Origin of the sequence: Commensalibacter intestini A911 (genome assembly GCF_000231445.1) — a bacterium.
Taxonomy (GTDB): domain Bacteria; phylum Pseudomonadota; class Alphaproteobacteria; order Acetobacterales; family Acetobacteraceae; genus Commensalibacter; species Commensalibacter intestini.
In genome coordinates this window covers 176,646-203,192 of record NZ_AGFR01000003.1, presented here as the reverse complement: position 1 = coordinate 203,192, position 26,547 = coordinate 176,646, and the positions used below count along the sequence as shown (strand labels likewise).

The following is a 26,547-nucleotide window of genomic DNA, read 5'->3' as shown; positions in this document are numbered from 1 at the left end:
AGGTTACATTTACATGTCTATTTTAAAATCTATTCAATCCAGTCTTTGCAAACCTCATCCTGCCAGCCACCCTTTTTTAATTATTTCTACAGTTGTAACTGTTTTGGCACGAATGACCCCTTGGCGTATTACACGCTTTATTGGTAAACTTAGTTTATTATTCGCTGGTTTTTGTTGGTATTTTTTCCGAAACCCTAAACGCGTTATTCCTACAGACGACAATCTTATCATTTCTCCCGCAGATGGAACCGTTTCCTCAATTGAGTGCATTATGCCTCCTGCAAATCTTGGAATGGATGAAAAACCCGTATGGCGCGTTTCTATATTCTTATCTGTGTTAAATGTGCACTTACAACGTATTCCTACAAAAGGAACCGTAACCAGTCGCGTTTATATCCCAGGAAAATTCTTTAATGCTTCTTTAGATAAAGCTTCTGAACATAATGAACGTAATGCAATTTGTATGACATTACCTAATGGTCAAAAATTAATCGTCGTTCAAATCGCTGGACTAATTGCAAGACGTATCGTTTGTGATGCTGTTGTTGAAAAACAATATGAAGCTGGTGATCTTTATGGATTAATTCGTTTCGGATCTCGTGTCGACTTATACTTACCTGAAGGCTGTCAGCCAAACGTACAAGTTGGGCAAACTATGATTGGTGGGGAAACCATTGTCTCAAAACTCTAAGCCATCCAAACCTTTATCTTTGCGATCACGACGTAAGAGTTTGTTACGACAAAAAATACGCCCCAGAGTTAAAGGTATTTCTTTTAATCGCATTATTCCTAACCTTTTAACCTTATTGGGATTATGTGCAGGGCTGATTGGTATTCGTAGTGCGATCCATGGTGACTTTGCAGAAGCAGCTATTGCCGTATTAGTTGCCGCTTGTTTCGATGGTTTAGATGGACGTATTGCCCGTTTACTGCGAGGTACCAGCCGTTTTGGTGCTGAATTAGATAGTTTAGCAGACTTCTTATCTTTTGGGATTACGCCTAGCTTTATTCTTTATATGTGGACATTAAAAGATAGCGGTGGCTATGCTTTTGTTCCATGCGCAATGTTTACGGTTTGTATGTCTCTAAGATTAGCACGATTTAATGCTTCCCTAGAGGATGAAGATAAACCAAAATATGCAAGCAACTTCTTTACAGGCGTTCCTGCACCTGCCGGGGCAGGAATCGTTCTTTTCCCTATTTTCTTAGGACTAGAAGCTCAAAAGTTACAATGGGATTTCCTAATAGAAATTGCTCACTCACAAATCTTAACATTAGTCATGTTAGTAACAACTTCTTTTCTTCTGGTTTCAACCATTCCAATTTGGTCGTTTAAAAATTTCAAAATCCCCACAACTTACGTCTTACCACTTCTTTTGGGAACAGCGATTTACGCAACGGTACTCGTTGCTGATCCTTGGGGAACATTAGCATTTAGTGGATTACTCTATTTATGCACTATTCCTCTAAGCTATCGAAGCTTTCGTTTGTTGAGGGCGGATGCTGAGGCGCTTCATAAGGAGACGGAGGAGAGTGATGAGGAAGACCAGACTGAGACTATTGAGAACGAAGTCCCAACAACTCCAATAACCCCTCCATAATTTGTTGAGGTGACGGGGGGCAGCCTTCGATTTGTAAAACACAATCTTCCCCCCCAGTAGTCTCCTTTAAAACAGTATAATTCTCTTCAAAAACACCTTTATCAATCGCACAAGCACCAACGGTCACGATCGCTTTTGGCTCTGGCATTAGTTCCCAGTTTTTTTCTAAATACGGAAGCATTGAGCGTGTTAAAACACCTGTTATCAATAAGATATTTGCAATTGCTGGATGATCTACAAAAGCCAAACCACTTGCTGAAATATCAAAGGCCGCCCCTCGTAATGCCGTTATTTCCAAAATACATCCACTACAATCCCCACAAGGCACAGGAAATAAATGTAAAATTTGATCAGTATGGCCTGTTTTTTGATCTAAGGGTTTCACTCTTCCAAAAACAGAATCAAACAACGCACGTATAACAGCCATTTCTTATCCTTTTATAAATCAACGCCTGTTGATAGAATTCCAAATGAACTTCTAATCAATGATTGATTTTCAAATAGCTCTCCTTGCAATATATCTTGCAAAACATAAGCCTGATTAGCAGCTGGATCCCGAATAAAAATATCTTTAATAATGCCAGCTTGAACTTTTACGTAATACCATAAATCACCTTGAACGCCTTCACAAACGCCTATCCCTTCGCCAGAAAGCGTTTCAATAATGATTTTTTGATCTTCTTGAGAATCTTCATTCCTTACATCTTGCAAAATTGTTTCAATAATTTGAAAAGCATTTTCAATTTCTTGAAAACGTAATTGCATTCGTGCATAAACATCTCCGCTTGTAAAATTACGCGGAGAAAGCCATTCTAAGCGATATTCAGGCATATACCGACGAATATCAATATCTCGACCAGAAGCTCGCCCAATAATCCCACCAATATTAAATTGAATGGCTTGCTCTATGCTTAACACACCTACCCCTTGCAATGTATCACTTAATCCAGGAAAACTATGCATTAGCCTATACGCTTCAGAACATAAATATTTTACTTTCTTAGGCAAATAATCTGCTGTTCCCTCGCCCATTTCTTCTATAGAGCGAACTGCACCAGGAAACACGCAATCCATCAGCCAACGATGGCCATAATAATGCGCACTCCAACGCATTAAGAGTTCTCTGGCGATTTCACATCGAGACGCAATAATCCCAATTCCTAACTCTCTAAATAACTGAGATAAATATAATAAATGCGCCAATACTTTAGAAAGCTCTGATAAAATAACCCGCTTACGTAGCACATGCACGCTTGGAACAAATTGCGCCATATCTTCAATCGCATGAGAAAATGCGATCTGATGAGCCGTACTATCTACCGCATTAATCCGACTAATTAACGGCAAAACCTCTAATACATTTTTATTTAATAGATTAGAAAGCACACTGCGATGCGTATAACCATAAAGAGATTCCGCTTTTAAAATGGTTTCCCCCATCATCGCAAAACGCCATAATGAAGGGGATACTCCTTGGCAAGAAGAAGGATCAATCGTTGCGAACTCTCCTCCTTTTTGCACAATATCAGCGGGCATCTCATATTCATATTTTTCAGGAGGCCAACTTACAGGGGCTTTATTTTCAGATAATGGCCATGAATGCTTCCACAAACCACGATCGATCCAAGGACGAAGATCTATCGCATACATTGCCTCTTTACCGCATAATTCCCAAATCATCCGTTCATAAATAATTGCCGCAGGTCTAGCCTGAGAAAGCGCAAAGTAACGATCCACTGAAAAAGTAACTTTTACCCCTAAAGGACGAAAACCATTTTCTAAGAAAAGAACGTTAATGTCCTCGCCACTACACCACATCGCTAGAAATACCAAACGATCATGAGGCAACTTTGAAACGATTTCTCTCCACTCCTCTTCCTCTACTCTGAAAAAGAATTTCGTTTCTCTTTTATGCTTTTTAATTAAATCTGCTGCTTTGGTATGGGTAATAAGAGGTATTTCAGATTCCATCATGCCCCACCATATCTTTTCACAAATTCAGACGCAATTTGATAAACCCAGCTAGACATAAACAAAGGAAATAAAACTGTTTGCATCGCAATAATGCTAAATATCAATTTAATCTCTTGCTTAGACACATCCTGTGTAAAGAAAATTGTTCTGCCTTTTTGAAATAGCACATACCCTCTAATTAACAGTAAAGCCAGAACTATTCCCCCAACAATCGGCATGATTTGCATTAAATAAGCAAACAAGACGGAACAAGCCCAGAAAATCCCCATCGGAGGTAGCCCTGATAATGCCAACATGACCCATCCTTCACAAGAACCTTGGTCTTCTTTTTGATTTTGGCTCATCATATATCCCAAAGGAGCAAACACAACCAATGCCATTATAAATAAACAAGCACTATAAATCCCTTCAATATGGTTAGCAAAAACGCCTCCTAAAATAGTCATGGATATTAATAGAATTGAACAAAGGCATAATGACGAACGTTGACGATTTTGTTCATTTAAAATAACAAAAATAACACTTGTAATTGCTAAAATAATTAAGAGATTTTCAGAGGGTTGATAATTTGGAATTTGATATAAACGTAAAAACGTCGCGATTGTAGGCACAGAAATAATAAAAGATCCTATTCCTCGCAAGGTTAAGGGAAGCTCTAAGGTTATTCCTAAAAAGAAAATAGACATTGGAAATAAACCTGCAATGAATACAATAGAAACGCTCAGCAAAATACTGCTAAATTGTGCCAAAAACGGTGCATTATCTACAGGTACGGAGGCCAATAAAAAGGCAGCAACCAATGCCAGAACCGCAAATAATAAAACAAAGCGAAAGTAACTCCACCCTGCTTTAATACCGCTTTCTCCTTGATTTAAAATACATCCCAACATCAGCAATGCCGCCAAGATAACAATAAATAACAACGCTATAAATAAATTATTCGCTGCCACAGCCAGCATCGATATCGCCACTAAGAAATGGAATAGTAATAAATTCCACAATAATCGTTTATCTTCTTTGACAAAGAATAAATTTCTCGGGGCCCAAAAAGTAAGTAAAAGGGTTGATAGGCCTGCCCCTATAGCAATCGTCAGTCGTAAAAAGCGCGTAAATCCATCGCTGCTCCACACGACTGAAACAAAGAAATCATCCGCTAAACAAGCCGAGCAAGCTGCAATAACAATTAAAATAATTGAAACGACAAAGTGACATCGCGCTCTCGCAGCCTGACCTTGGCACGCAAAAATACCAATCATGCCAACTAATGGCCAAATTACACAGCCCCAATATAATAATTTTGCTAAATCATTTAACGTAGCCACAATTAAAACCGCCCTAATCTAGAAACAATAATATAGGACATGATTAAGAAAACGCTATAAAACGCCAATAATGCAATAAAAGCCATGCCTTGACCATTCAACCCAACGATCAAAGTTAATGCATTTAATGCACACGTAATCCCCATAATTTGCCCGCCAATTGTTTTTCCAAGCACGCTATAAACCATACCAATTAAAATAATAGATAAAACAATGCCGTATTCTAACCTCGGTAAAGAGGGCGGTAAGATATAAACAATCAATGCAACCATTAAAATAATAAAGAACAAGCCTGAGAATAGCTCTTTAAAAGAACGAGAAAAAGATTGATGCCTTAATAAAACACTTAAAAACATTCCTGATGCAAAAGACAATGCAATACTCGCCACTGCAATTTCAGGATCAAGTGCATTATCCATCCCCGTTATAATACAGATAACTGTTAAAATCGCATGACAAAAACTTTGTGCAGATGGATGAGAAATCCCACCAATCGTTGCAAGTAATAAAATGCTAACAAAGAGAGACAACCACATGATTATGCTCCACTTAAACCAGCAAAATAAAGAATAATCGCCAAGAAGCTTAAAACAACAGCAATTCCAACACGATAAATTCCATTTGAAAATAATAGTAAACTACGCATCATTGCCAAGAGCAAACACTCAGTAAAAATCTTTGTGACCCACGCCAAAAAACCAAAAGGAACCGCACGTAACCAAACCGTAATATGATCATTCCCAGGCTGTAAAATGGCTAAACTTTGTGGCCACATCAAGATCGCAATTAACGATAACCAAACCAAAAATTGCACATCATTAATATAAAGCAATAAACCTCTATCTGCCCCACCAAATCCATCCATTCCTTCTCTTTGTGAAAAGTTGGGAATATCCCAAACAACAAATAACAAAGAAAAAGCTGCGACTAGCAATGGACAATAAGCCATCAAAGGTAACTCGCCAACTTGATGAAAGAATATCACCACCCCATCCAAAGAAGTGCCACCTGTAATAAAACGAATAATCGTTAAAATAAAAAATAAAACAGGCAAAAATAAAAGGGAATCAACTAAAGTGGTTTGTAGCAACTTAAGGCTTTTTAAAGATGGATATCGTAACGCGATTAAGAAAAATGATACAGGAACCATCATTAACAGAGCAATAACCAGTAAAAAATCAGAAAGAGACGCTATCATCATTCCAGTAGTAAAGGTAGGAACTAATAATGCTGCGATAATTGCTGCCCCTAAGGCAATAAAGGGCAATAAGGATGTATAAGAATAAGTGCTGGTTAAAAAACTCGATAAACGTTTAATATTTACAGAATATATCTCTCCCCAATAAAACCAAAAGGGGACGGCTGGAACACCTTGAATTTTGGCTTCCAACCATTTTTGGAATCCCATGACCCAAGGCGCCAAGAATAAAACCATCATAATATGCAGAAAAGTGACCACAAAGGTTAACAACCAAAATAACATTGAAATCACCTTGCAATCACACTGATAGAAAGTAAAACAAGCGCAATCATCAATAATAAACACGCATTCTGATATTGCCAGAGGAAGACGTTAAGAACATGCGTATATTTCAAGCATCTTTTCTTTATTAACAACCAATATTTTCCAATTGTATAATTCACAGTCGTCAAAGCATTAATAAATGAAAAACGTCTTTCCAACATGGCTTGAAAACTAGCCTGTCCAAAAGAAAAACTTGTTTCCTCAACAACAGAATGGTGATGGGTTGTCTCCGCACAGGAATCTCTTAAAGAGAAAGTTGGTGCTTTTTTTCTTTCTCTATGTGCAATCCATCCAACAATCATCACAATCAACGTAAATAAAAGCGCAATCATCCAAGGCATCAACCTTGCTTGTTGCCCCACGAGGCTAAAACTAAAGAAACTATGAGATATATCTGATAACCCCATGACATTCGTTGGCACTGAATGCACTAATAAAAATATAAACCCTGGCAGCAACGCAGTGATAAACAAAAACGCAATACCAATTTTAACTTCTACAAATGTCTTTGAAGAAAAATAATCAGGCAACTCATAAACTGCTTTTTGTAAAGAGGCTATTCCTCCTGTTAAAATTGTCCTCATCCATCCTAATAAAGACAACACAAGAATAACCGCATTGAACCCAATCAGCATCGTCGTTAGCAAAGTTTCTACCAAATGATGTCCTGATGGCATGGCTAAAAGTAACTGTAGATTTCCCCACAACACAGAAAACCCTGCAAATGGAGGAAGGCCAGACAGCAAAAAACTCAATAATAATAACGAAATTAAAATAGGTGCATAAATAACTTCTGTTCCTTGATTTTCTTGCGTTTCTTTAAGAAAATTAGAAAGTAAAAAAACAAACGTGAATCCAATAAATTGAATGAACATTCCATAACCAAGAATATCATTCGCAAAAGAAAACCATTCTTGTTGTTCTGGTGCAATAAAGAATGTCATCATTCCGATCGTTTGCACCAAAACACCATTACTTAACACATACAAACAGCTTATCCGTTCTTGAAATGTCTTCACAACCAAGCTCTGCCATCCAGCATAGCACGCTGCGAACACACCAATGACTTCGACTAAAAACGAAAACAATAACATTTCGTTATTTCTACCTAAATCAACATAAAACCGTAGAAGTAAATAAATCCCTGTCATGGATAATAAAAGATGCATAAAGCTATAAACAGCATCACCCTTTCCTTGACGAGAAATATTCATTCTCCATTGAGAAAACGGCAATAAACCAATCAGAACACAGCTCGTTACTAAGATAAAAAATAAAATAACTGGAGAAAAAGAAGATTGTCTTAAAACGTCAAAAGATAATGGTGCAAAATTCCCTTTATCTCCTACTTGCCCAGGTAATAACACCACTACAATCAACAAACTTGCCAAAGCAATAAATGGTGAAAGACTTCGCCCAACAGATAACCCATAAGTCATTAAAATAAGAACAGATAAAAGACCTGTAAAAAAATACAAATTCCCTGATAAAAGTAGGAAAAGCACATTAACATAAGGGAGAAGAAAGTAATGAGAGCACCCTAAAGAGCGTTTAAAAAAAACGAATAACCCACCGCAGAGAAAGACACAAAGCAAACAAAAGGCGTTTAATGTATCCAGATAGAAACTAACCCCAAAGAGTTTTCCTATGATAGGAAGAGATAATGATGTTGTCGCAAAGGAAAAAACTAAATAAATCGAAAGAAAGAAACAGCTAACAACAGATGCAATCAAAGGAACATTTTCTAAATCTGTTAAGATCGATCCTCGATAGTATCTTTTTGCTGCTATGCCCCCTTGCACCCCGATCAACGTGACGAATAACAATAATAAGCACAATACAAATAAAGACAGGGCCTTATTCCTTTATCCTTAGGAAACACTTCATTGACTCATGAATAAAATAACTTGTTATTCACTAACGTAAAAAAATGCAAGAATATACAGATTTTGTTAAAGAAATAAACAAAAAACATAGAAGGCTACTTGCCTCCTTGTTCCCACCCTTTGTCTGTTTGCTTCCAGTAGGTCAGCTCGTGCCCATCTTGTTTCAAAGAGCGCCACCGCTCGCGTGCTTGCTGCACGGCTTGCTCATCATTGCCATCAAATAAATCAAAGACACGTTTAAAAGGAGATAAAGAAATAGAGGACTGCCCTTTGACTACAAACAAAAAAGCAGCCTCATTTAAATTTTCTTCAAATACTGTCAACCATATTGGTTGCCATTCAGGAGAAATATCTTGGTGTTTGGAAGTATGACACCCATGTGGCAACCACACGGGATGCGTCACACGCCATAAAGCCTCTGTTAATAACTTTACCTGTTGATCATCTTTACACAGCACTAAGCCATGCTCTTTTACCTGCATCGTGCGGGTTAAAAGAGCTGGCAATGCTTGATCCAAACTTGTTTTAGTTAAGTGATAAAAGCCAACAGAGGCCATATTTAGGAACCCTTAAGCTTCGTAATGTTCTTTAACCAATTGGTTTAACAAACATACGCCAAAAGAAGTTGCTCCTTTAGGACCATTATTTGTGCCTTTGCCAGTATAAGCTGTGCCAGCAATATCCAAATGTACCCAAGGTGTTTTATTGACAAAACGTTGCAAGAACTGAGCCGCTGTAATAGAACCTCCATCACGTCCACCAATATTTTGCATATCCGCGAATTGTGAATCTAATGCTTTATCATATGCAGGCCCCATTGGCATACGCCATACTTTCTCACCAATATCATTTCCAATCGTTAATAAACGTTCAGATAATTCATCGTTATTAGAGAATAATCCTGCATGTTCATATCCAAGAGCAACAACAATTGCACCTGTTAAAGTCGCAAGGTTGATCATGAAGCGAGGTTTAAAGCGGTCTTGAGTATACCAAAGGATATCAGCCAATACTAAACGCCCTTCAGCATCTGTATTTAAAACTTCAATGGTTTGACCTGATGCACTGGTGACAATATCTCCAGGACGCTGAGCATTCCCAGACAACATATTTTCAACCAGTCCAACAACACCAATCACGTTTGCTTTGGCTTTACGAGTTGCCAGTGCCTTCATTAACCCAACAACGGTTGCAGCCCCAGCCATATCCATTTTCATGTCTTCCATACCGCCAGCTGGCTTAATGGAAATCCCACCAGAGTCAAAAGTAACCCCTTTTCCAAGGAATGCTACTGGAGCCTCTTTATCTTCTGGATTACCTTTCCACTGCATAATTACCGTTTGAGGTTCTGCATCACTACCTTGAGCAACCCCTAATAATGCACCAAATCCTAATTCTTGCATTTTTGCTCTGTTTAACACTTCAACAGAAATCCCTAATGCTTCAAGCTCTTTAATACGCTTTGCAAATACTGGAGGTGTTAAATGATTAGCAGGCTCATTCACTAAATCTCTAGTTAAATAAGATCCTTCGGCAACGGCTGAAATATTGCCCCATCCTTTTTGTGCGCCTTCAAAATCAGAAGTTAACACATGAATCTCTTTCAAATGTTTCACATCTGTTTTTTTATTTTTCTCAGTAGCATATTTATTAAATTCATAAACACTTAACAAAGCACCTAACGCAACGTAAGTCGCATATTCTGCAATTTCCCAATCAACCATCACAGTTAAAGCTGTTGTTTTATGTTTTAAGGTTTTTGCTGCAACACCACCCACTTGACGAGCTTTATCATTAGAAAACTCTTCTTGTACACCCAAACCAACAATCACAACATGTGTGTAATCTTTTGTTGGAGCAACAAGCTTACAAACTTGCCCATGCTTCCCTGTGAAATCTTCAGCATCCATAGCACGTGTTAACGCTTCATCTAATGCTTTATTGATTACCCGAAAGGAATCACCATGCTCTCTGCCTTCAAAAACAAAAAGAACAACATCCCCTTTTTCAGGTTTCTTTAAACTAGCAAAACTGACTGTTGGAATCATCAATATAATCCTTGTAAATTTCAAATATAATTCAATTAAATTAATCTATATTATCTTCACTATATCAAAAATATCTAACATGTGTATCAAAGAGCAAAGAAATTTATTTTCTAAGATCAAATTATAAAGGCTATCTCAATAAAAAAAGGATCATTATAAATAATAATGATCCTTCTAATAAACTTTATAACAATCTAGTGATTTATGCTTTATTTACCATATTTAGCTTCAAAATCAGCATCAGACATACAAATATAGAGAATACCCTCAATAAGGCCTATAAGAGCAGGAATCAATGTCCAACAAAATAGCAAATAGACAATTCCCATCCCTATTTGTCCTAAAAAGAACTTATGAATCCCTAGCCCACCCAAGAAGAAAGCAAATAACGCGGCGGCTAGTCTTTTTTGAGACATTCCACCAACTTGAGGATTTGTATTCACATTCGCATTGGCGTCAGTATTAGACGTAACAGGAGCATCACCCCCTTTTTGTGAAGCTCCACAATGCGGACAGAAAGCATCTGTTTCATAAATTTGCTTTCCACATTTTCTACAATAAACCATATTATCCATACTTGCTTCTCTTTTGACTGCGACTAAATGATATTTATTTGCTTTATTACGGTTTTATAAGCGAATTAATCAAATATTTGATAAAATCAACAACAACTGTCATATACTCGTTATTATGGCATAAACTCATTAAATTATACAATATTCACCAAATATCTAATCGCAGTGATATTTTTGATATATTCTCCAAGTAATAATTCAACTATAAAAATAACATTCACTTAAATTTGATAATCATATTAGTTTAAGTAAAACTGCTTGTAATTATTTAAGTTCGGATTTGAATTATGCACCAATTTTCTGATCAACAACTCATGACGCTAGCCATTGATCTTGCAAAACAAGCTGCAACCACCATTAATAAAATCCGCAACAAAGGCATCGAAGTTACTACAAAATCAGACGCTAGTCCTGTAACCCAAGCCGATCAAGCCTCTGAAAGTCTCATCCTTCATGGATTAAGAGAATATGCACCCTCTATCCCTGTGATTGCCGAAGAAGAAATGTCTCAAGGGATCAGAACTCAGACACAGTCCGAGTTCTGGCTTGTTGATCCTCTTGATGGAACCAAAGGGTTTATCCGAGGCAGCAAGAATTTTACCGTCAATATTGGCCTTATTCGCAATCATAAACCCGTAATGGGCGTCGTTGCTTTACCTGCTTATCATGAAATTTTTTGTGGAATCGTTGGTCAAGGCGCTTGGCGTATTGATCCAGATGGACAGCACATTCCTATTCATGTCAGCCCAGTACCCAAAGATGGATTTCGTATTATAACTTCTCATAATCACGCCAACGATGCTCAACTCAGCAAAGCATTACAAGGATTTCCTGCCCATTCTATTCATAGTATGGGATCAGCTTCTAAAATCTTACGCATCGCAGAAGGTAAAGCAGATTTACACTTCCGCTTTAACTCCATTATGGAATGGGATACTGCTGCACCTCAAGCCATTTTAGAGGCTGCTGGGGGTTACCTAAGAACATTTGACAACCAACCCTTACAATATGGTAAAGAAGGAAGGCGTATTCCGCCTTATTTTTGCTCTGGCAGCCTAATCGATAATTATTTAAATAATTTTAACGTTTAATAAAAGATGACAACAACCCTTTTTCTTTCTGATTCAAACTCTGATATTCAACATGCTGCGACCCTGATTAATCAAGGTGGACTTGTCTCTTTTGGAACAGAAACGGTTTATGGATTGGGCGCTGACGCAACCAATACATTGGCTGTGCAAAAAATATATAAAGCTAAAGGCAGACCCAGTTTTAATCCTTTAATTATTCATTTTTCTGACACCGATCATCTGTTTCAATTCGTACAAAAAACTGAACTTGCTCTCGAACTTTCCTTAAAATTTTGGCCAGGCGCTTTAACCCTAGTACTTAATCAAAAACTTGATAACCCTGTAAAAATTAGCCCTGTAGCAACTGCTAGCCTATCCACCATGGCCGTTCGTATTCCCAATACACACGTTGCTCGACAACTCATACATTATAGCAAAAAACCAATAGCTGCCCCCTCTGCTAACAGTTCTGGAAAAATTAGCCCCTCAACAGCACAACATGTATTCCAAGAACTTAACAATAAAATTGATGCAATTATTGATTCTGGCCCCTGCCAAGTCGGTGTAGAAAGTACTATTCTAGATTTAAGCACTGATACACCTAAACTTTTACGTCCTGGAGGGATTTCTTTGGAGCAACTAATCCCTATTTGTGGCCCAATCACACAAAGCCAACCTATTGAAACTAAAATTATTGCTCCAGGTCAATTAAGCTCTCACTATGCTCCGTCTCTACCTGTTCGATTAAATTGTAAAAACGTTGCCCGTGATGAAGCCCTACTTGCATTTGGTCAACCAATCGAACATACTGGCTTATGTAAAAATCTAAGTATTACTGCCAATCTAGAAGAGGCAGCTCAAAATTTGTTTGCATATTTACGTTTTTTAGATATTCATGGAAAAGAATTAGGATTAAAAAGAATAGCTGTTATGCCCATTCCAACCTCTGGTTTAGGATTAGCTATTTGTGATCGACTTACACGTGCTGCAGCTCCGAGATTAAATAAGTAAAGATGAATCAAAAATTAGACCCAAAAGAGCTTAAAGTCCTTGCTGATATTCTTGCTTTGGTTTTAGAGGATCAGCCAGGACAATCTGCTAATGCCTTAGAAGCCATAAAAAAAAGGGCGAAAAAAAACGGCACCACAGGTGGCGCACTAAAAAATCTTTTTACAAATATTGCCAATAACCCACCGACTCAAAGTAGAGCTAGTAGCACACAATCTAGAAAAGCCAATAATTCTGAAGATTTACTGAAAGCACGTTCTCAAATTTCAAACCTTACTCAAAGCATCAATCAACTTGATGCAAGCCTTCGAAATCTAAGACGACAAAATGAGGCGCTACGCTCAGAACTTCTTCTAACACAACGCTCAAGAGCAGAAATGCAAGCTTCCCTTTCTGCTGCTGCAGAAAAATTTCCTTTTAGAAATATTATTATTCTTGTTGCTTTACTTTGCGGCTTATTTTGTGGAATTGCTGGTGCTCTAGTTATTACCAACCTTACCTCTACAGCACATCTACCCGATAATACGATTTACCTTCATTAATGGATTAATTTTTATGGATACTAATAGTTTTATTCATGCCCTGACCGATATTGTCGGCTCTCAAGGAATTATTACTGATCCCAAAGATACAGAAATATATAACACAGATTGGCGACAAATTTTCCAGGGAAATAGTATTGCTGTATTAAGACCACAGACCACTCAAGAAGTGGCTAATATTGTCAAGCTATGCGCTCAACATGATGTTGCTATTGTTCCTCAAGGTGGTAATACAAGCCTTGTTGGTGGTGCAACCCCACCCAAACAAGGCAATCAGATTGTGCTTAGCCTTAGCCGTATGAATAAAATCCGTAATATTGATACCATTGACTCTACGATTACTTTAGAAGCTGGTGTAATTTTAGAAGAAGCTCAAAATGCAGCAAAAAATGCTGGGTTATATCTACCGATTGTTATTTCCTCTCAAGGTTCAGCTCAAATTGGTGGCGTCATTGCAACCAACGCAGGTGGCAACAATACATTGCGATATGGAAATGCCAGAGAATTTGTTCTTGGCTTAGAAGTCGTTACTGCTGATGGTCAAATTTTACATAATTTACGCCGCCTTAGAAAAGACAATACAGGCTATGCATTAAAACAAATTTTCATTGGATCTGAAGGTACATTAGGGATTATTACAGCTGCTGTTTTACATCTACACCCCTACCCGCGCTCAACAGAAGTTGCTCTTTGTGCTGTTCCAGACTTACAACATGCTTTACGTTTACTGCACCTGTTTAACAGTTATAACCCTGCAGCCTTACAAGCTTTTGAATATATCTCTCAAAAAGGTATGGATCTTGTCTGTAAGCACTTCCCTGAACTTAAATTTCCTTTAGAAACAAAAGCACCTGTATATATTGTTGTCGAACTTGCCATTCCAGCACAAGGAGATGGATTAAGAGAATTATTTGAAACGGTTTTAGAAAAAGCTTTTGAAGACGAAATCGTTCTTGACGCTGTCCTAGCTGAAAGCGAAACCCAACGTCTTAATCTATGGCGTTTTAGAGAGGAACAAGCTGAATCTCAAAAACTGTCTGGAGCAAATATTAAAAACGATGTTTCCGTTCCTATTTCCTCCATTCCTGAATTTATCGAACGTGCAACCAAAGCATGTGAGGAGTTGTGTGAAGGAATACAAGTGGCTCCTTTTGGACATTTAGGGGATGGCAACATCCACTTTAACCTTGTTCAACCAGAAAATGGTGACGGCGAGGATTTTATGAATAAAAGTCATAACCTTATGGATGCCGTTTGTGCAGTTGTCTATGACCTAGAAGGTTCTTTCTCAGCAGAACATGGCATCGGACAACTAAAAAATTATATGATGCCGTCATGGCGAGGTGGTGTGGAACTTGAACTCATGCAAAAAATTAAGCAAAGCTTAGATCCTCAAAATATTTTCAATCCTGAGAAAATTTTTCCAAATAAAGAGCATTAATCATAATAATGTCTTAATTTGAACGATATACATAAATTGTTAATCTAATCTATTTGACAAAAAATAAAGATATTTCACTGTTGATGTAATAAAACGCAATAGTGAAATATCTCTATTTCATCATGTTATTTACAGTTTTTATTTTCTTTTTCGCCATATTAATAGTAAAGAAGAAATATCTAGGGAACAAGGTAGGATAATTTTCATATGCGTTTATTTACTTCCTTGCGTCTCCCTATGTTTGACCGCTACATTTTACATCAATTATTGATTGCGTTAGTGGCCACAACAGGAGGGCTGGCAGCATTAATTTGGCTTACACAATCTTTACGGTTCGTATCGCTTGTTGTAGATCGAGGTTTGTCGCTTGGCGTATTCCTTGAACTAACAGGATTGTTAGTACCTTCTTTTATTGCTGTTATTTTACCAATTACAACATTTGTTGTGGTGCAATTTGTTTACCATCGTTTAGCTGGAGACAGAGAAATTATCGTTATGCGAGCCGCGGGCATGTCCTCATTTGCACTTGCAAAACCAGGAATGATTTGTGCTCTCATTGCCACTATTTTATGCTACTTACTGAATATTTGGATTGTTCCCGCCTCTTACCATTCTTTCAGAAAATTTGAATATAAGATTAGAAATAAGATGGCTGCCTTCATGTTACAAGAGGGTGTTTTTACAAATGTATCCGATAATTTAACTGTTTATATTAAATCAAAAGATCATAACGGTATCCTAAAAGGTATTCTTGTTGAAGACGATCGACAACCAACGAATAAAGCCACTATTTTAGCAGAAAGCGGTAATATTGTTATCATTAACGATAAACCCCAAGTTGTTCTTTTAAACGGGTCCAGAGAAGTTATTGATAAAAAAACAGGACGTTTAAATGTCTTAAATTTTGAGCGTAATACAATCGATCTATCTTCAAATAAAGAACAATCTGCACGCCTTAAAGACGCAACAGAGATGTCACTCTATGAGTTATTACATCCGAACGCACAAGAAGTCTTCGACCGAGATTACGGAAAACTCGCTGTTGAGGCACATCGACGGTTAACTTCTCCCTTAACTATTCTCTCCTTTACAATGATCGCATTAGTCAGCGTTTTAAGAGGAGGATTTGCACGATATGGAAATATTGTAAGACCCTTAGGCGCTATTTTTACCATTGTAGGGTTAATGTCGTTAATTCTTATCGTTCAAAATGTTGCAACCAGAAATATGGCAGTCATTCCTGTTATATGGATTGTTGCCATTCTTCCTGGAATTATTGCCTCATGCATTTTGTTCTTACCAGACATCAATTCAAAGAATAATAAACCTATTCCATTATCTTCCCCTAGAAAGGAAAGATAAAATATGTTCACTGCTCGTACTATTTCCATTTATATCGCTAAACAGTTTTGTTTCGCATCAATTTCTATGATCTTAGCGCTGACAGCTTTGGTCTCTTTATTTGACTTTATTGACCTATTACGTCGCGTTGCAACAAAACCACATGTATCAACGAGTATCGCGACCTCTATCGCGCTTTATCATATCCCTAATTTCTGTATGCAAATTTTACCTTTTGGTATTTTATTAGGCGGCATTATTTGCTTTTGGAGACTGACGCGCTCCTCTGAACTTATTGTTACACGTGCAGCAGGAATTTCTGCATGGCAATTTCTAATGGCACCTGTAACATGCGCTTTTGGATTAGGTTTATTCTCTATTATGATAATTTCCCCTATTTCATCAAACCTATACCGCCAAGCTGAAATTCTTGATCAAACTTACCTTAATACTAATGGTGGAAAACTTACTAATTTATCTGGAGGCTCTCTTTGGGTTCGGCAGTCAGATCAAGAATTAGACCAAAAAGGTGTTGCAATTTTACATGCTCAATCAGTGAAAGTGCAAGATAAGATCCTACATATGGACGGAATTAGCATTTTCAGACTTGACGATAACGACCATTTACTGGTTCGTATTGAATCACCTTCGGGATATTTAGAACATAATCAATATTGGGTATTGAATAATGCGACTTCTATTAAACCAGATAAACTTCCTGTCAATTTAGGAACCATGAAATTGCCAACAAATCTGTCATTATTAAACATAGAAGAAAGCTTTTCATCTCCTGATACGTTATCGTTTTGGTCTTTACCAGGATTTATTCATTTATTAAACGAATCTGGCTTTTCTTCTATTAGTCACCGTTTACGTTTCCAAGCATTATTGGCTCAGCCTTTATTGGCAAGCACAATGGCTTTGGTTGCTGCTGGGTTTGCGACACGCTCTACACGCAGAGGTGGGGTTGCACGAATGATTGGTTCTGGAGTTGCTGCTGGATTTGCTTTGTTCACCATTTCAAAAGTTGCTGAGCAATTTGGTGAATCTGGTGCTCTTCCTGCACTTATCGCTGCTTGGGCTCCTACTGCTGCTGGACTTTGTTTAGCAATTTCTCTTCTTATTCACCTGGAAGATGGTTAATGCGCAATTACACTTCACCTTCACTCTTTAAAAAATTAGCTCGAAAATTAGCACGCAAAAATAAGCATCAAACCTTACTTTTGATCAGCGTTATCAGCGGATCCGTAGGGAGTATGAGCTTTTTTATTGACCAAAATGCCTTTGCACAACAACAAATGCAAATTGCGACTTCTAATATTGGAAAATCTAATGGCGCTCCTTTTACAGGAAAAGACCCTATTACTTTCCAAGCAGATAATGTTTCTTATAATGCTAAAACAGGTGAAGTAACATGGACAGGTGATGTCCATATTTGGCAAAATGATCACGTCCTACGTGCAGATAAAGTAACGTATAACCGCACAACAAATATAGCAAATGCCGATGGTAATGTGTCTATGATTGAACCTGATGGGGAGATTTTATTTACCCAACATGTGCAATTGGGTGAAAATATGCGCGAAGGCGTTATGGACCAAGTCTATGCGCTTCTTGCAGACAATGGAAAACTTGCTGCAAACGGTGCACGTCGCACAGGTGGAAAAGTACACGATTTCAGTAGATCTGTTTATACGGCCTGCCCTATTTGTGAAAAAGATCCTAAAAAAGCTCCTTTTTGGCAACTGCGCTCTTACCAAGCTATTCGAGATATGGAAAATCAACGCATTGATTTTTCTGATACATTCATCGATTTCTTTGGTGTTCCTGTTTTTTACATGCCATTCTTCTCTATTGTTGACCCATCTGTTAAACGTAAAAGTGGTTTATTAATCCCCAGCATTAACTTTAGCGGTAAGTATATGGGAGCTTACACCACAATCCCGTATTACTGGGCAATGAATAAATGGTCTGATTTAACCTTTATCCCTTTATTCGCAACCAAAACAGGACCTCAATTGAGTGCAATTTATCGCGCACGCTTCAATCAAGGCATGCTACGCGTCGAAGGTGGGGTTGCTGACGATACAGTTAACAAAGGTTCTTGGAAAAATGCTGTAGGCGACACCATTTACAATAACGGAAATGGTGCTCAAGGATATTTATTCCTTAAAACCGAATGGGCATTAAATCAAAACTGGCGATATGGTGCAAATATTAACGTTGCAACTTCTGCGGATTATATGCGTGATTATCGTATTAATGGATATGGTCAAGATACATTAGGATCTAACCTCTATTTAGAAGGTTTTGGTGAAGGTGCTTACTCAAAAATCACCATGCAAGGATATCAAGGGCTAAATCGTGGTGTTATTAACGATTCAGACTTACCTTTTGTATTACCTCGCTATACCTACAGCTTTTTAGGACAACCAGATGCCTTAGGGGGACGTTTCTCTTTTAATACAACTGATTTTGTCATTTACCGACCAACGGGTGCTTCAGATCAAAGAGGACAAGCTACACTCAATTGGGATCGTCCATTTGACACGGATTTCGGACAAAAATGGTTAGTTACCCTCCATGTTGATTCTAATATTTATAGAGCAACAGACCTAAATGAAATGCCTCTTTATCTAAATAAACGAGGAACAAATGTTAGTGGTCAGGCACTCCCTACCCTTGCTGTAAAAATGAATTGGCCTTTCCTCAGAGAATTTAAACTAGGTGATTCTTCTGGCACACAAATTATTGAACCTATTGTTCAACTCATTGCAGCTCCTCATGCAAAAGGCGGAAGAAACTGGGCTATGCCAAACGAGGACAGCTTGGCCTATGAATTTTCTGATACAACATTATTTGCTCTAAACCGTTATCAAGGAACAGATCGTTTAGATGGTGGTGCAAGAGCCAACGTGGGTATTCACAGCAATTGGTCTTGGAATGGACATCAAGTTGATTTCTTAGCTGGGCAAAGTTACCTAGAACATGTCAATAAAAATCTTCCTCAGAACTCTGGGGTTAGTCGCCATATGTCAGACGTTGTTGCTCGGTTACGCTTTTCACCCACTCAATTTTTCAGCACAACAGTTAGAGGGCGTGTAGATCCTTATAGTGGTGATATCACCTATGGTGAAGGCGTTTTCAATGCCGGTTTCCGTCACTTTGGTATTAATGGGGGTTATCTTTACGAGCCTATTACGCCATATTATTATTATTTTGGAAATCCTTTTACAAAGAATGGTCCATCTTATTTATATAAAGAAAGAACAAGCGAACTAACCTTAGGAGCATCTACAGATTGGGATCATTGGCACGCCTCAGCTTTTGGCCGTCGTAGTTTATCTAGAAAAGAAAATGTTGCTATGGGGGGCTCTGCTGGTTATAAAAATGACTGTTTCAGCATGGATGTCATCTATCTTAAACAATACACAATGATTAATGGTGAAGACAATGTGGATACTATATTGTTTATGCTAACCTTTAAAACGCTTGGAACCTTTGGAATTAACGGATGATCTATACAAAACATAAAGTTTCCTTTTTACGCTCTCAATATAAGCTAGGCATTTGTTTGGCAGTAGCTAGTACTTTTTTAAGTACAGCTGCATTTGCAATCACTACCACGCATAAACATCCTCAAGCTACATCTTCTAGCATTAACTCTCATGCAATGGGAAAAGGGTATTCTATACCTGATGCGCAAGTTGATACAGAAAGTAAAATTGTTGCAATTATTAATGGTCAACTTTTAACACAAAGAGACATTAACAATAGAGAACAACTATTCCAACTTACGGCTGGCGTTCACTTAACCCCTGAAGTGTTACAACGCATGCGTCCACAATTAATTAAACAATTAATTACAGAACGCCTCCATACTCAAGAAATGCTTAGACGAAACGTAAATATTTCTCCTGAGCAAATCGCTACAGCCATTGCAGACATCGAGAAACGCAATGGTATGCCACCAAATGCACTAAGGAATCGTCTTTCTGCAGATGGTGTATCAATGAGCACACTCATTGATCAAATTCGCCTTCAACTCGGCTGGGGTAGAGTCATTCAACAAGAACTCGGCAGTCAAAACCGTATAACTGCCCAAGATGTTGAACAAAGACAAAAGGCACTTAAACAAGAAGTTGGTCAGCCTGAATATTTATTAAATGAAATTTTTGTTCCTGTTGAAAATGCACGCCATCCAGAACAAGAACTTCAATTTACTCAAACCATTATTCAACAATTAAGAAATGGTGCCCCATTCCCAATTGTGGCGGCACAATTCTCTCAAGCACAAAGTGCTTTACAAGGGGGATCTTTAGGGTGGGTACAACCAGATAGTTTAGACCCAGAAGTGGTTGCTTTAGTCAATAAAATGCCTATTGGAGCAATTTCTAATCCTATTAAAGTTGCAGGCGGATATATTATTGCAATGCTTAGCGGAAAGCGTACCATTGGTAATGAAATGGGAACATTAATGAATATCCGACAATTATTCCTCCCATTCTCTTCTAAGTTAGATCCTAAACACCCAACTCCTCAACAAGTAAGCGTGTTAAATCAAGTCAATCAATTAAAAAATTCTTTACATACTTGCCAACAAGTAGAAGCAGCAAACCAGAAAGCAGGCAATGTACACCCTTCTGATCCTGGTGAAATGCAATTAGAACGTATGAATCCTGAAATGGCTGGTGTTTTACAAGGTCTACAACCTGGACAAGTTAGTAAACCATTAGTTTCCATTGACGGGATTGCTTTAATTATGGTTTGCTCTCGTGAAAAGAAAAACCTTGCAGATATTTCTACAAGTGAAATTGCAAACCAACTTCTCAGCCAACGTGTCGAACAAGTATCTCAACAATTAGATCGCGACTTACATCGTCAAGCGATTATTCAAATGCAAAATACACCTGATGACTCTACAGCAAAACCAGCTACCCAGCCTAAAAGAAAGCATAAATAAGTATAATCTTCACGCCAAAAAATCATTGGGGCAACATTTTTTGTTAGACCCCATGATTAATCAGCAAATTATTGCCTTGGCTGGAGATTTAACCAACAAAAACGTTGTCGAAGTTGGTCCTGGCCCTGGTGGTTTAACGAGGGCTTTGTTGGATAGTCCTGCTCAAAAGGTTATTGGCATTGAAGTTGACCAACGAGCTTTGCAGTTACTACATGAACTACAACCTTTCTACCCCGAACGTTTTCAAGTTGTTGAACATGATGCTTTAAAATTAGATTTAACAACGCTTTGTGATTCACCTCGTCAAATTATTGCAAACCTTCCATATAATATTGGCACATCTCTGTTATTAGGCTGGTTAAAGCAAGGACAGCAATGGACACGTTTGACCTTAATGTTCCAACAAGAGGTTGCTGAGCGTATTTGTGCGGCTCCCAATACCGAATATTATGGTAGATTGTCTGTGATTGCACAATGGGTTGCGGAATGTATGATTATGAAGCGTATTCCTCCGGGCGCTTTTGCTCCTCCTCCGAAAGTTTATTCAGCGGTCATTAATGTACTACCAAAAGCTGAGCAACCATCTCCAGAGCTTTTTAAAGCTATGGAACAAGTGACTGCTGCTGCTTTCGGTCAAAGGCGGAAAATGCTAAAAGGTGCATTAAAAAATATTGGTGGAGAAACTTTACTTTCTGCTGCAAATATTGATAGCACAAGAAGAGCAGAAACATTAACGATTGCTGAATTTGACCAACTTGCTCGCTTACATCTAGCAATTAACGCCTAACAATAACTATTTATTCTTTAATTTTATTATCTATCTTAGTTCAATACACAGCTAAAATTTATATCGTCATAATAATTTAAATATAAATAACATAAAAAAAGCGGAAGCAATTGCCTCCGCTTTTTCAATATTCAAATGCTGTTTTGATTATTCTGCTGTAGCAGCAGCTTCTTCAGCAACAGGTGCATTTTCTAACATTTCAGCATTAGCATGTTCAACAGCTTCAGCATCCACATGTGTATGTGCTACTTCAACTTGTGTCACTTCGCCTTGTGCTTGACGTTCAGCTTCTTCAACAGAACGAGCAACATTAACTTTTGCATCCAAGTGAACTTCTGGATGAAGTTGAACTTTAACTTGATACAAACCTAATGATTTAATTGGGTGTGCAATTTCAACTTGCTGACGAGAGAAAGATACACCATCTTTCGCAGCAGCTTCAGAAATATCACGCGCAGTTACAGAACCATAAAGGTTTCCACTTTCGCCAGCTTGACGAATAATAACTACTGCAAGACCTTCTAAACGTTCCAAGAGACGTTCTGCCTCTTCACGACGTTTAACGTTTTGCACTTCTAATTGTCCACGTTCTCTTTCGAAACGTTCACGATTAGCAGCCGTCGCACGGATTGCTTTACCTTGAGGAAGCAAATAGTTACGAGCAAAACCAGGTTTTACCTTAACGATATCACCCATGTGCCCTAGTTTTTCTACTCTTTGAAGTAGAATAACTTCAGTTGCAGCCATAATCTCTTCTCCCTCAGTCTTGAACGTAAGGCAATAATGCTAAAAAGCGAGCACGTTTGATTGCCTGTGCCAATTCACGTTGTTTCTTTGCAGAAACTGCTGTGATACGACTTGGAACGATCTTGCCTCTTTCTGAAAGAAAACGAGACAATAAACGAATATCCTTATAATCGATCTTTGGTGCATTCGCAGATGAAAAAGGACATGTTTTACGTCTACGATGGAAAGGACGACGTGCCCCCACCGCAACACGACGTGCAGCTGGATTTACTTGAGCTGTTTCTGACATTGACTATGCCTCCACTTCATCAGCTTGATCAACAGCAAAACTGCTGTCATCAGAACCTAAATCATCTTCTACATTCTTACGGCCGCTTTCATAGCGTCCTGATGATTTAGAAGAACGATTGCTTGAAGATCTGTCAGAACGATCAGAACGATCTCTGCTGTCATCCCCTTTACGAGAAAGAATTGCAGATGGTGCTTCATCAATAGCATCAATACGCAATGTCATGAAACGAAGAACATCTTCATTCAAGTTCAATTGACGTTCGATTTCTTTAATGGTTGTTGCTTTTGCATCAACACCTAAAAGCATATAATGGCCTTTACGATTTTTCTTAACACGATATGCTAAGTTACGTAATCCCCAATATTCGCGCTTTTGTACGGAGCCTTCTTCACTTTCGATTAAAGAAGCAACTCCATTAGCGATATCTTCAACTTGTTGTTGAGTGACATCATTACGTGCAATAAACACGCATTCGTATAATGGCATACTATCTCCCTTCGGCTGACTTCAACCCAATAAAATCAGTCAAAACTGATTATTCTTCCATCTTTTGGGTATAGCCAAGGTATAGCCGTAAAACCTTGGCAGGGAAGAACTCTCTTAAAAGCACAAACAGGTAAAGAATGCAAGTGTTTATCTTATTTTTTTAGAAATTTTTTAGGAATAGGAAGGTTTAAAACATCAGGGATATTCCAGAGTTCTGTTTCTACTTTAAATTGCTCAAAACCAGCTTTTTTATAAAGCTTCAGAGCTCTTGGATGATCCAAATTACACGTATTAATCCGTAAACAGCGAGGATGTTTACCCCAAGCATATCGTAAAACTTGATGAAAAAAAGCCGTTCCCATCCCTTTACCCACCAAATGCGGCATTAACCCAAAATAGGCAATATTTACATTTGATTTTAAACGACAATCCAGTTCAAAAAAACCAGAAATAATATCCTTTGGATCTTTAAGCACATAAACTTCAACAAAAGGATCAGAGAATAACTGTTCTAAATATTGATCAGATAATACCCTGCGCATCCACCAACAACATTCTCTACCCACCGTTCCATAAATATATCGATATAAAGGGATCGGAATAAAAGAAAGCTTCTCTAACACATATCCCTCAGGCAAATCCAATAATGTATACTTAGGCGGATGATCCATTCTTAAAAAAGTAATGGCAACCGTGACTGGCGTAGCTGGGCGAATATTATTAATTGCAGACATTATCTCAACATAAAAAAAGAAAGAGGGGCAAATCCCCTCTTTCCTTATATCTTAAAAATTAGAATAAGATCAATTATCATCCAAGAAAGAACGTAATTTACGGCTTCTACTTGGATGTTTTAACTTGCGTAACGCTTTTGCCTCAATCTGACGAATACGCTCACGAGTCACATTGAACTGTTGTCCAACTTCTTCCAATGTATGATCTGTATTCATCCCAATACCAAAACGCATCCGTAAAACACGTTCTTCTCTTGGGGTTAAAGAGGCCAACACACGAGTTGTTGCTTCTCTTAAATTGGTTTGAATAGCAGCATCCAAAGGAATAACAGCACTTTTATCTTCGATAAAATCACCTAAGTGACTGTCTTCTTCATCCCCAATCGGAATTTCCAAAGAAATAGGTTCTTTAGCAATCTTCAGAACTTTTCTGACTTTTTCTAAAGGCATGCCTAACTTCTCAGCTAATTCTTCCGGAGTAGGCTCTCTGCCAATTTCATGAAGCATTTGACGAGACGTACGAACCAATTTATTGATTGTTTCAATCATATGCACAGGAATACGAATCGTTCTGGCTTGATCTGCAATCGAGCGAGTAATCGCCTGACGAATCCACCAAGTTGCATAAGTTGAGAATTTATAACCACGGCGATATTCAAATTTATCAACCGCTTTCATCAACCCAATATTTCCTTCTTGAATTAAATCCAAGAATTGCAATCCACAATTTGTATATTTTTTAGCAATAGAAATAACCAAACGTAAATTTGCTTCAATCATTTCTTTTTTAGCACGAGATGCATCTCTTTCGCCATAAGAAACTGTAGAGAACACACGACGAAACTCACTAATCGGCAAACCAACTCTTTGAGAAAGCTCAGCAATCTCATCACGACATTTATTCACATCGTCTTCATATCGTTCGACAAAGAGCTTCCAATACTTTCCGGGCAAACCACGAACCGCATCCATCCAATCTGGATTCAGTTCATAACCATGATATTTTGATAAAAAGTCATCACGAGAAATTTTACATTTCTCTGCCATACGAAGCATACTACCTTCTAAAGTAGCTAATTTCTTAGAAACAGTTTTCAGTTGCTCAACTAAAAAATCGATTTTACTACTCTGTAGATGAACTTGCTGAACCTCTATAATTAATTTATTCCGAAGGTCTTCATATTCATTTTCAAAAACTGGTGTTAATTTTTCACCAGCTTGAATTACATCTAAACGTTGAACTTGAAGTTGATATAGTTTTGTATAAATCTTTTCGATCTCATCAAAATGACCGAAAATTTCATCTTTATACTTTTCTTCTAAGGCAGATAAAGAAAGACTATTCTCTTCATTAGAATCCTCTCCACTTTCATCTCCCTCTTCATCGTTCTCATTTTCACTATCATTTTCATCATTACTTTCAGCCCCTGATACACTCAAAGAGTTTTCCATCTCTGATAAATCAGACTGATCGTACTCAGTTTGCGTAGCTTCTAAATCAACAATATCTCTCAGAAGAACATCACCAACTTTTAACTGTTCATGCCAACCAATGATTGCTTTAAATGTTAACGGACTTTCACAAAGCCCGCCGATCATTTGATTACGACCAGCTTCAATCCGTTTAGCAATAGCAATTTCGCCTTCACGTGACAAAAGCTCAACCGCTCCCATTTCACGTAAATACATTCGAACCGGATCATCAGTGCGACCTGCAGTCGATTCAGCAGCGACAACGGCACCTTCACTTTCACCGTCTTCATCACTTTCAGCAGCTTCGGCATCTGTATCAACCTCTTCACCACTTTCATCACTACTATCGTCTTCTGTTTCTTCATTCTCAATGATTTGAATATTCATTTCAGAAAATGCAGACATCACATCTTCAATCTGTTCGGAAGACATTTTATCTTGAGGAAGAATCGCATTTAGTTCATCTAAGGTAACGTATCCTCTTTCCTTACCTTTGCTGATTAATTTTTTTACATCTGCAGATCTGACATCCAACAACGCCGTGTCATTTTCACGATCATTTGCATTTCCGTCATTTTTTCCTGCTGGTTTTACTGCCATTTTCCGCCTCAAAGAATAAATAGATACTACTTAATATAGCGCTATTTTTTTAAATATTAACAAACAACTGATCAATAAATAAAACTACAACTCACTGACTCTTTTATTGGCTCTTTTAAACCCTATACTTGT

General features: G+C 37.9%; 25 protein-coding genes. 11 read left to right on the top strand and 14 right to left on the bottom strand.

Annotated features, from left to right (window positions below; genetic code table 11):
• Nucleotides 1–13 precede the first annotated feature (13 nt).
• Complete coding sequence (locus tag CIN_RS01280) at nt 14–691, top strand: phosphatidylserine decarboxylase (RefSeq protein WP_008853241.1); 678 nt, start codon at nt 14–16, stop codon at nt 689–691.
• The gene (locus CIN_RS01275) at nt 663–1,601 is read left to right on the top strand and encodes a CDP-alcohol phosphatidyltransferase family protein (protein WP_083813333.1); all 939 of its coding nucleotides are present in this window, start codon (nt 663–665) and stop codon (nt 1,599–1,601) included. The genes CIN_RS01280 and CIN_RS01275 overlap by 29 nt, the downstream gene beginning before the upstream one ends.
• On the opposite strand, the gene CIN_RS01270 is transcribed toward CIN_RS01275, so the two are convergent.
• From CIN_RS01270 to CIN_RS01230, 9 genes are all read right to left on the bottom strand, one after another.
• The gene (locus CIN_RS01270) at nt 1,558–2,028 is read right to left on the bottom strand and encodes an NADH-quinone oxidoreductase subunit B family protein (protein WP_008853239.1); all 471 of its coding nucleotides are present in this window, start codon (nt 2,026–2,028) and stop codon (nt 1,558–1,560) included. The two genes, CIN_RS01275 and CIN_RS01270, sit on opposite strands and share 44 nt — an antisense overlap.
• A gap of 11 nt (nt 2,029–2,039) precedes the next feature.
• Nucleotides 2,040–3,575: an NADH-quinone oxidoreductase subunit D-related protein gene (locus CIN_RS01265; protein ID WP_040363662.1), complete on the bottom strand. Its 1,536-nt coding sequence runs from the start codon at nt 3,573–3,575 to the stop codon at nt 2,040–2,042.
• Nucleotides 3,572–4,897, bottom strand: a complete 1,326-nt coding sequence (locus tag CIN_RS01260) for a hypothetical protein (protein ID WP_008853237.1) — start codon at nt 4,895–4,897, stop codon at nt 3,572–3,574. The genes CIN_RS01265 and CIN_RS01260 overlap by 4 nt, the downstream gene beginning before the upstream one ends.
• Nucleotides 4,898–4,899: 2 nt before the next feature.
• Nucleotides 4,900–5,433: a hypothetical protein gene (locus tag CIN_RS01255; RefSeq protein ID WP_008853236.1), complete on the bottom strand. Its 534-nt coding sequence runs from the start codon at nt 5,431–5,433 to the stop codon at nt 4,900–4,902.
• Between the two features lie 2 nt (nt 5,434–5,435).
• The gene (locus CIN_RS01250; RefSeq protein ID WP_040363661.1) at nt 5,436–6,380 is read right to left on the bottom strand and encodes a hypothetical protein; all 945 of its coding nucleotides are present in this window, start codon (nt 6,378–6,380) and stop codon (nt 5,436–5,438) included.
• A 5-nt stretch (nt 6,381–6,385) separates the two neighbouring features.
• The gene (locus CIN_RS01245) at nt 6,386–8,248 is read right to left on the bottom strand and encodes an LTA synthase family protein (RefSeq protein WP_040363660.1); all 1,863 of its coding nucleotides are present in this window, start codon (nt 8,246–8,248) and stop codon (nt 6,386–6,388) included.
• Nucleotides 8,249–8,403: 155 nt separating this feature from the next.
• Nucleotides 8,404–8,865 carry a DNA polymerase III subunit chi gene (locus tag CIN_RS01240; protein WP_008853233.1) on the bottom strand — a complete coding sequence of 154 codons (462 nt, stop codon included), beginning with the start codon at nt 8,863–8,865 and terminating at the stop codon, nt 8,404–8,406.
• A 12-nt stretch (nt 8,866–8,877) separates the two neighbouring features.
• The gene (locus CIN_RS01235) at nt 8,878–10,353 is read right to left on the bottom strand and encodes a leucyl aminopeptidase (protein WP_408734803.1); all 1,476 of its coding nucleotides are present in this window, start codon (nt 10,351–10,353) and stop codon (nt 8,878–8,880) included.
• Between the two features lie 212 nt (nt 10,354–10,565).
• A complete protein-coding gene (locus tag CIN_RS01230) occupies nt 10,566–10,931 on the bottom strand; it encodes a TM2 domain-containing protein (RefSeq protein ID WP_008853231.1) in 366 nt (121 codons plus the stop codon).
• A gap of 287 nt (nt 10,932–11,218) precedes the next feature.
• Between CIN_RS01230 and cysQ the strand changes: the two genes are divergently transcribed.
• The 9 genes from cysQ to rsmA all read left to right on the top strand — a co-directional run bounded on the left by cysQ (nt 11,219) and on the right by rsmA (nt 22,083).
• On the top strand, nt 11,219–12,022 hold the full coding sequence (cysQ, locus tag CIN_RS01225) for a 3'(2'),5'-bisphosphate nucleotidase CysQ (RefSeq protein WP_008853230.1): 804 nt from the start codon (nt 11,219–11,221) through the stop codon (nt 12,020–12,022).
• Nucleotides 12,023–12,028: 6 nt separating this feature from the next.
• Nucleotides 12,029–13,012 (top strand): L-threonylcarbamoyladenylate synthase, encoded by a 984-nt coding sequence (locus tag CIN_RS01220; protein ID WP_008853229.1) that lies wholly within the window; start codon nt 12,029–12,031, stop codon nt 13,010–13,012.
• Nucleotides 13,013–13,014: 2 nt separating this feature from the next.
• Nucleotides 13,015–13,551 (top strand): hypothetical protein, encoded by a 537-nt coding sequence (locus tag CIN_RS01215; RefSeq protein ID WP_008853228.1) that lies wholly within the window; start codon nt 13,015–13,017, stop codon nt 13,549–13,551.
• Nucleotides 13,552–13,564: 13 nt separating this feature from the next.
• Nucleotides 13,565–14,992: an FAD-binding oxidoreductase gene (locus CIN_RS01210; RefSeq protein ID WP_008853227.1), complete on the top strand. Its 1,428-nt coding sequence runs from the start codon at nt 13,565–13,567 to the stop codon at nt 14,990–14,992.
• 207 nt (nt 14,993–15,199) lie between these two features.
• A complete protein-coding gene (gene lptF, locus CIN_RS01205) occupies nt 15,200–16,354 on the top strand; it encodes an LPS export ABC transporter permease LptF (protein ID WP_008853226.1) in 1,155 nt (384 codons plus the stop codon).
• Nucleotides 16,355–16,357: 3 nt separating this feature from the next.
• The gene (gene lptG, locus CIN_RS01200) at nt 16,358–17,476 is read left to right on the top strand and encodes an LPS export ABC transporter permease LptG (RefSeq protein WP_040363659.1); all 1,119 of its coding nucleotides are present in this window, start codon (nt 16,358–16,360) and stop codon (nt 17,474–17,476) included.
• A gap of 113 nt (nt 17,477–17,589) precedes the next feature.
• Nucleotides 17,590–19,851 carry an LPS-assembly protein LptD gene (locus tag CIN_RS01195; protein WP_008853224.1) on the top strand — a complete coding sequence of 754 codons (2,262 nt, stop codon included), beginning with the start codon at nt 17,590–17,592 and terminating at the stop codon, nt 19,849–19,851.
• Nucleotides 19,848–21,296 carry a peptidylprolyl isomerase gene (locus CIN_RS01190; protein ID WP_008853223.1) on the top strand — a complete coding sequence of 483 codons (1,449 nt, stop codon included), beginning with the start codon at nt 19,848–19,850 and terminating at the stop codon, nt 21,294–21,296. Before CIN_RS01195 ends, CIN_RS01190 begins: the two co-directional genes overlap by 4 nt.
• Nucleotides 21,247–22,083, top strand: a complete 837-nt coding sequence (gene rsmA, locus CIN_RS01185) for a 16S rRNA (adenine(1518)-N(6)/adenine(1519)-N(6))-dimethyltransferase RsmA (RefSeq protein ID WP_040363658.1) — start codon at nt 21,247–21,249, stop codon at nt 22,081–22,083. The genes CIN_RS01190 and rsmA overlap by 50 nt, the downstream gene beginning before the upstream one ends.
• 147 nt (nt 22,084–22,230) lie before the next feature.
• Here rsmA and rplI read toward each other — a convergent pair whose 3' ends face one another.
• The 5 genes from rplI to rpoD form a co-directional block, all read right to left on the bottom strand.
• Complete coding sequence (rplI, locus tag CIN_RS01180) at nt 22,231–22,830, bottom strand: 50S ribosomal protein L9 (RefSeq protein WP_008853221.1); 600 nt, start codon at nt 22,828–22,830, stop codon at nt 22,231–22,233.
• Between the two features lie 13 nt (nt 22,831–22,843).
• The gene (gene rpsR / locus CIN_RS01175; RefSeq protein ID WP_008853220.1) at nt 22,844–23,119 is read right to left on the bottom strand and encodes a 30S ribosomal protein S18; all 276 of its coding nucleotides are present in this window, start codon (nt 23,117–23,119) and stop codon (nt 22,844–22,846) included.
• A gap of 3 nt (nt 23,120–23,122) precedes the next feature.
• Entirely contained in the window at nt 23,123–23,608 is a 486-nt protein-coding gene (gene rpsF, locus CIN_RS01170) for a 30S ribosomal protein S6 (protein WP_040363657.1), read from the bottom strand.
• Between the two features lie 152 nt (nt 23,609–23,760).
• Nucleotides 23,761–24,342: a GNAT family protein gene (locus tag CIN_RS01165; protein ID WP_008853218.1), complete on the bottom strand. Its 582-nt coding sequence runs from the start codon at nt 24,340–24,342 to the stop codon at nt 23,761–23,763.
• Between the two features lie 69 nt (nt 24,343–24,411).
• Nucleotides 24,412–26,415, bottom strand: a complete 2,004-nt coding sequence (rpoD, locus tag CIN_RS01160; protein ID WP_008853217.1) for an RNA polymerase sigma factor RpoD — start codon at nt 26,413–26,415, stop codon at nt 24,412–24,414.
• Nucleotides 26,416–26,547 lie beyond the last annotated feature (132 nt).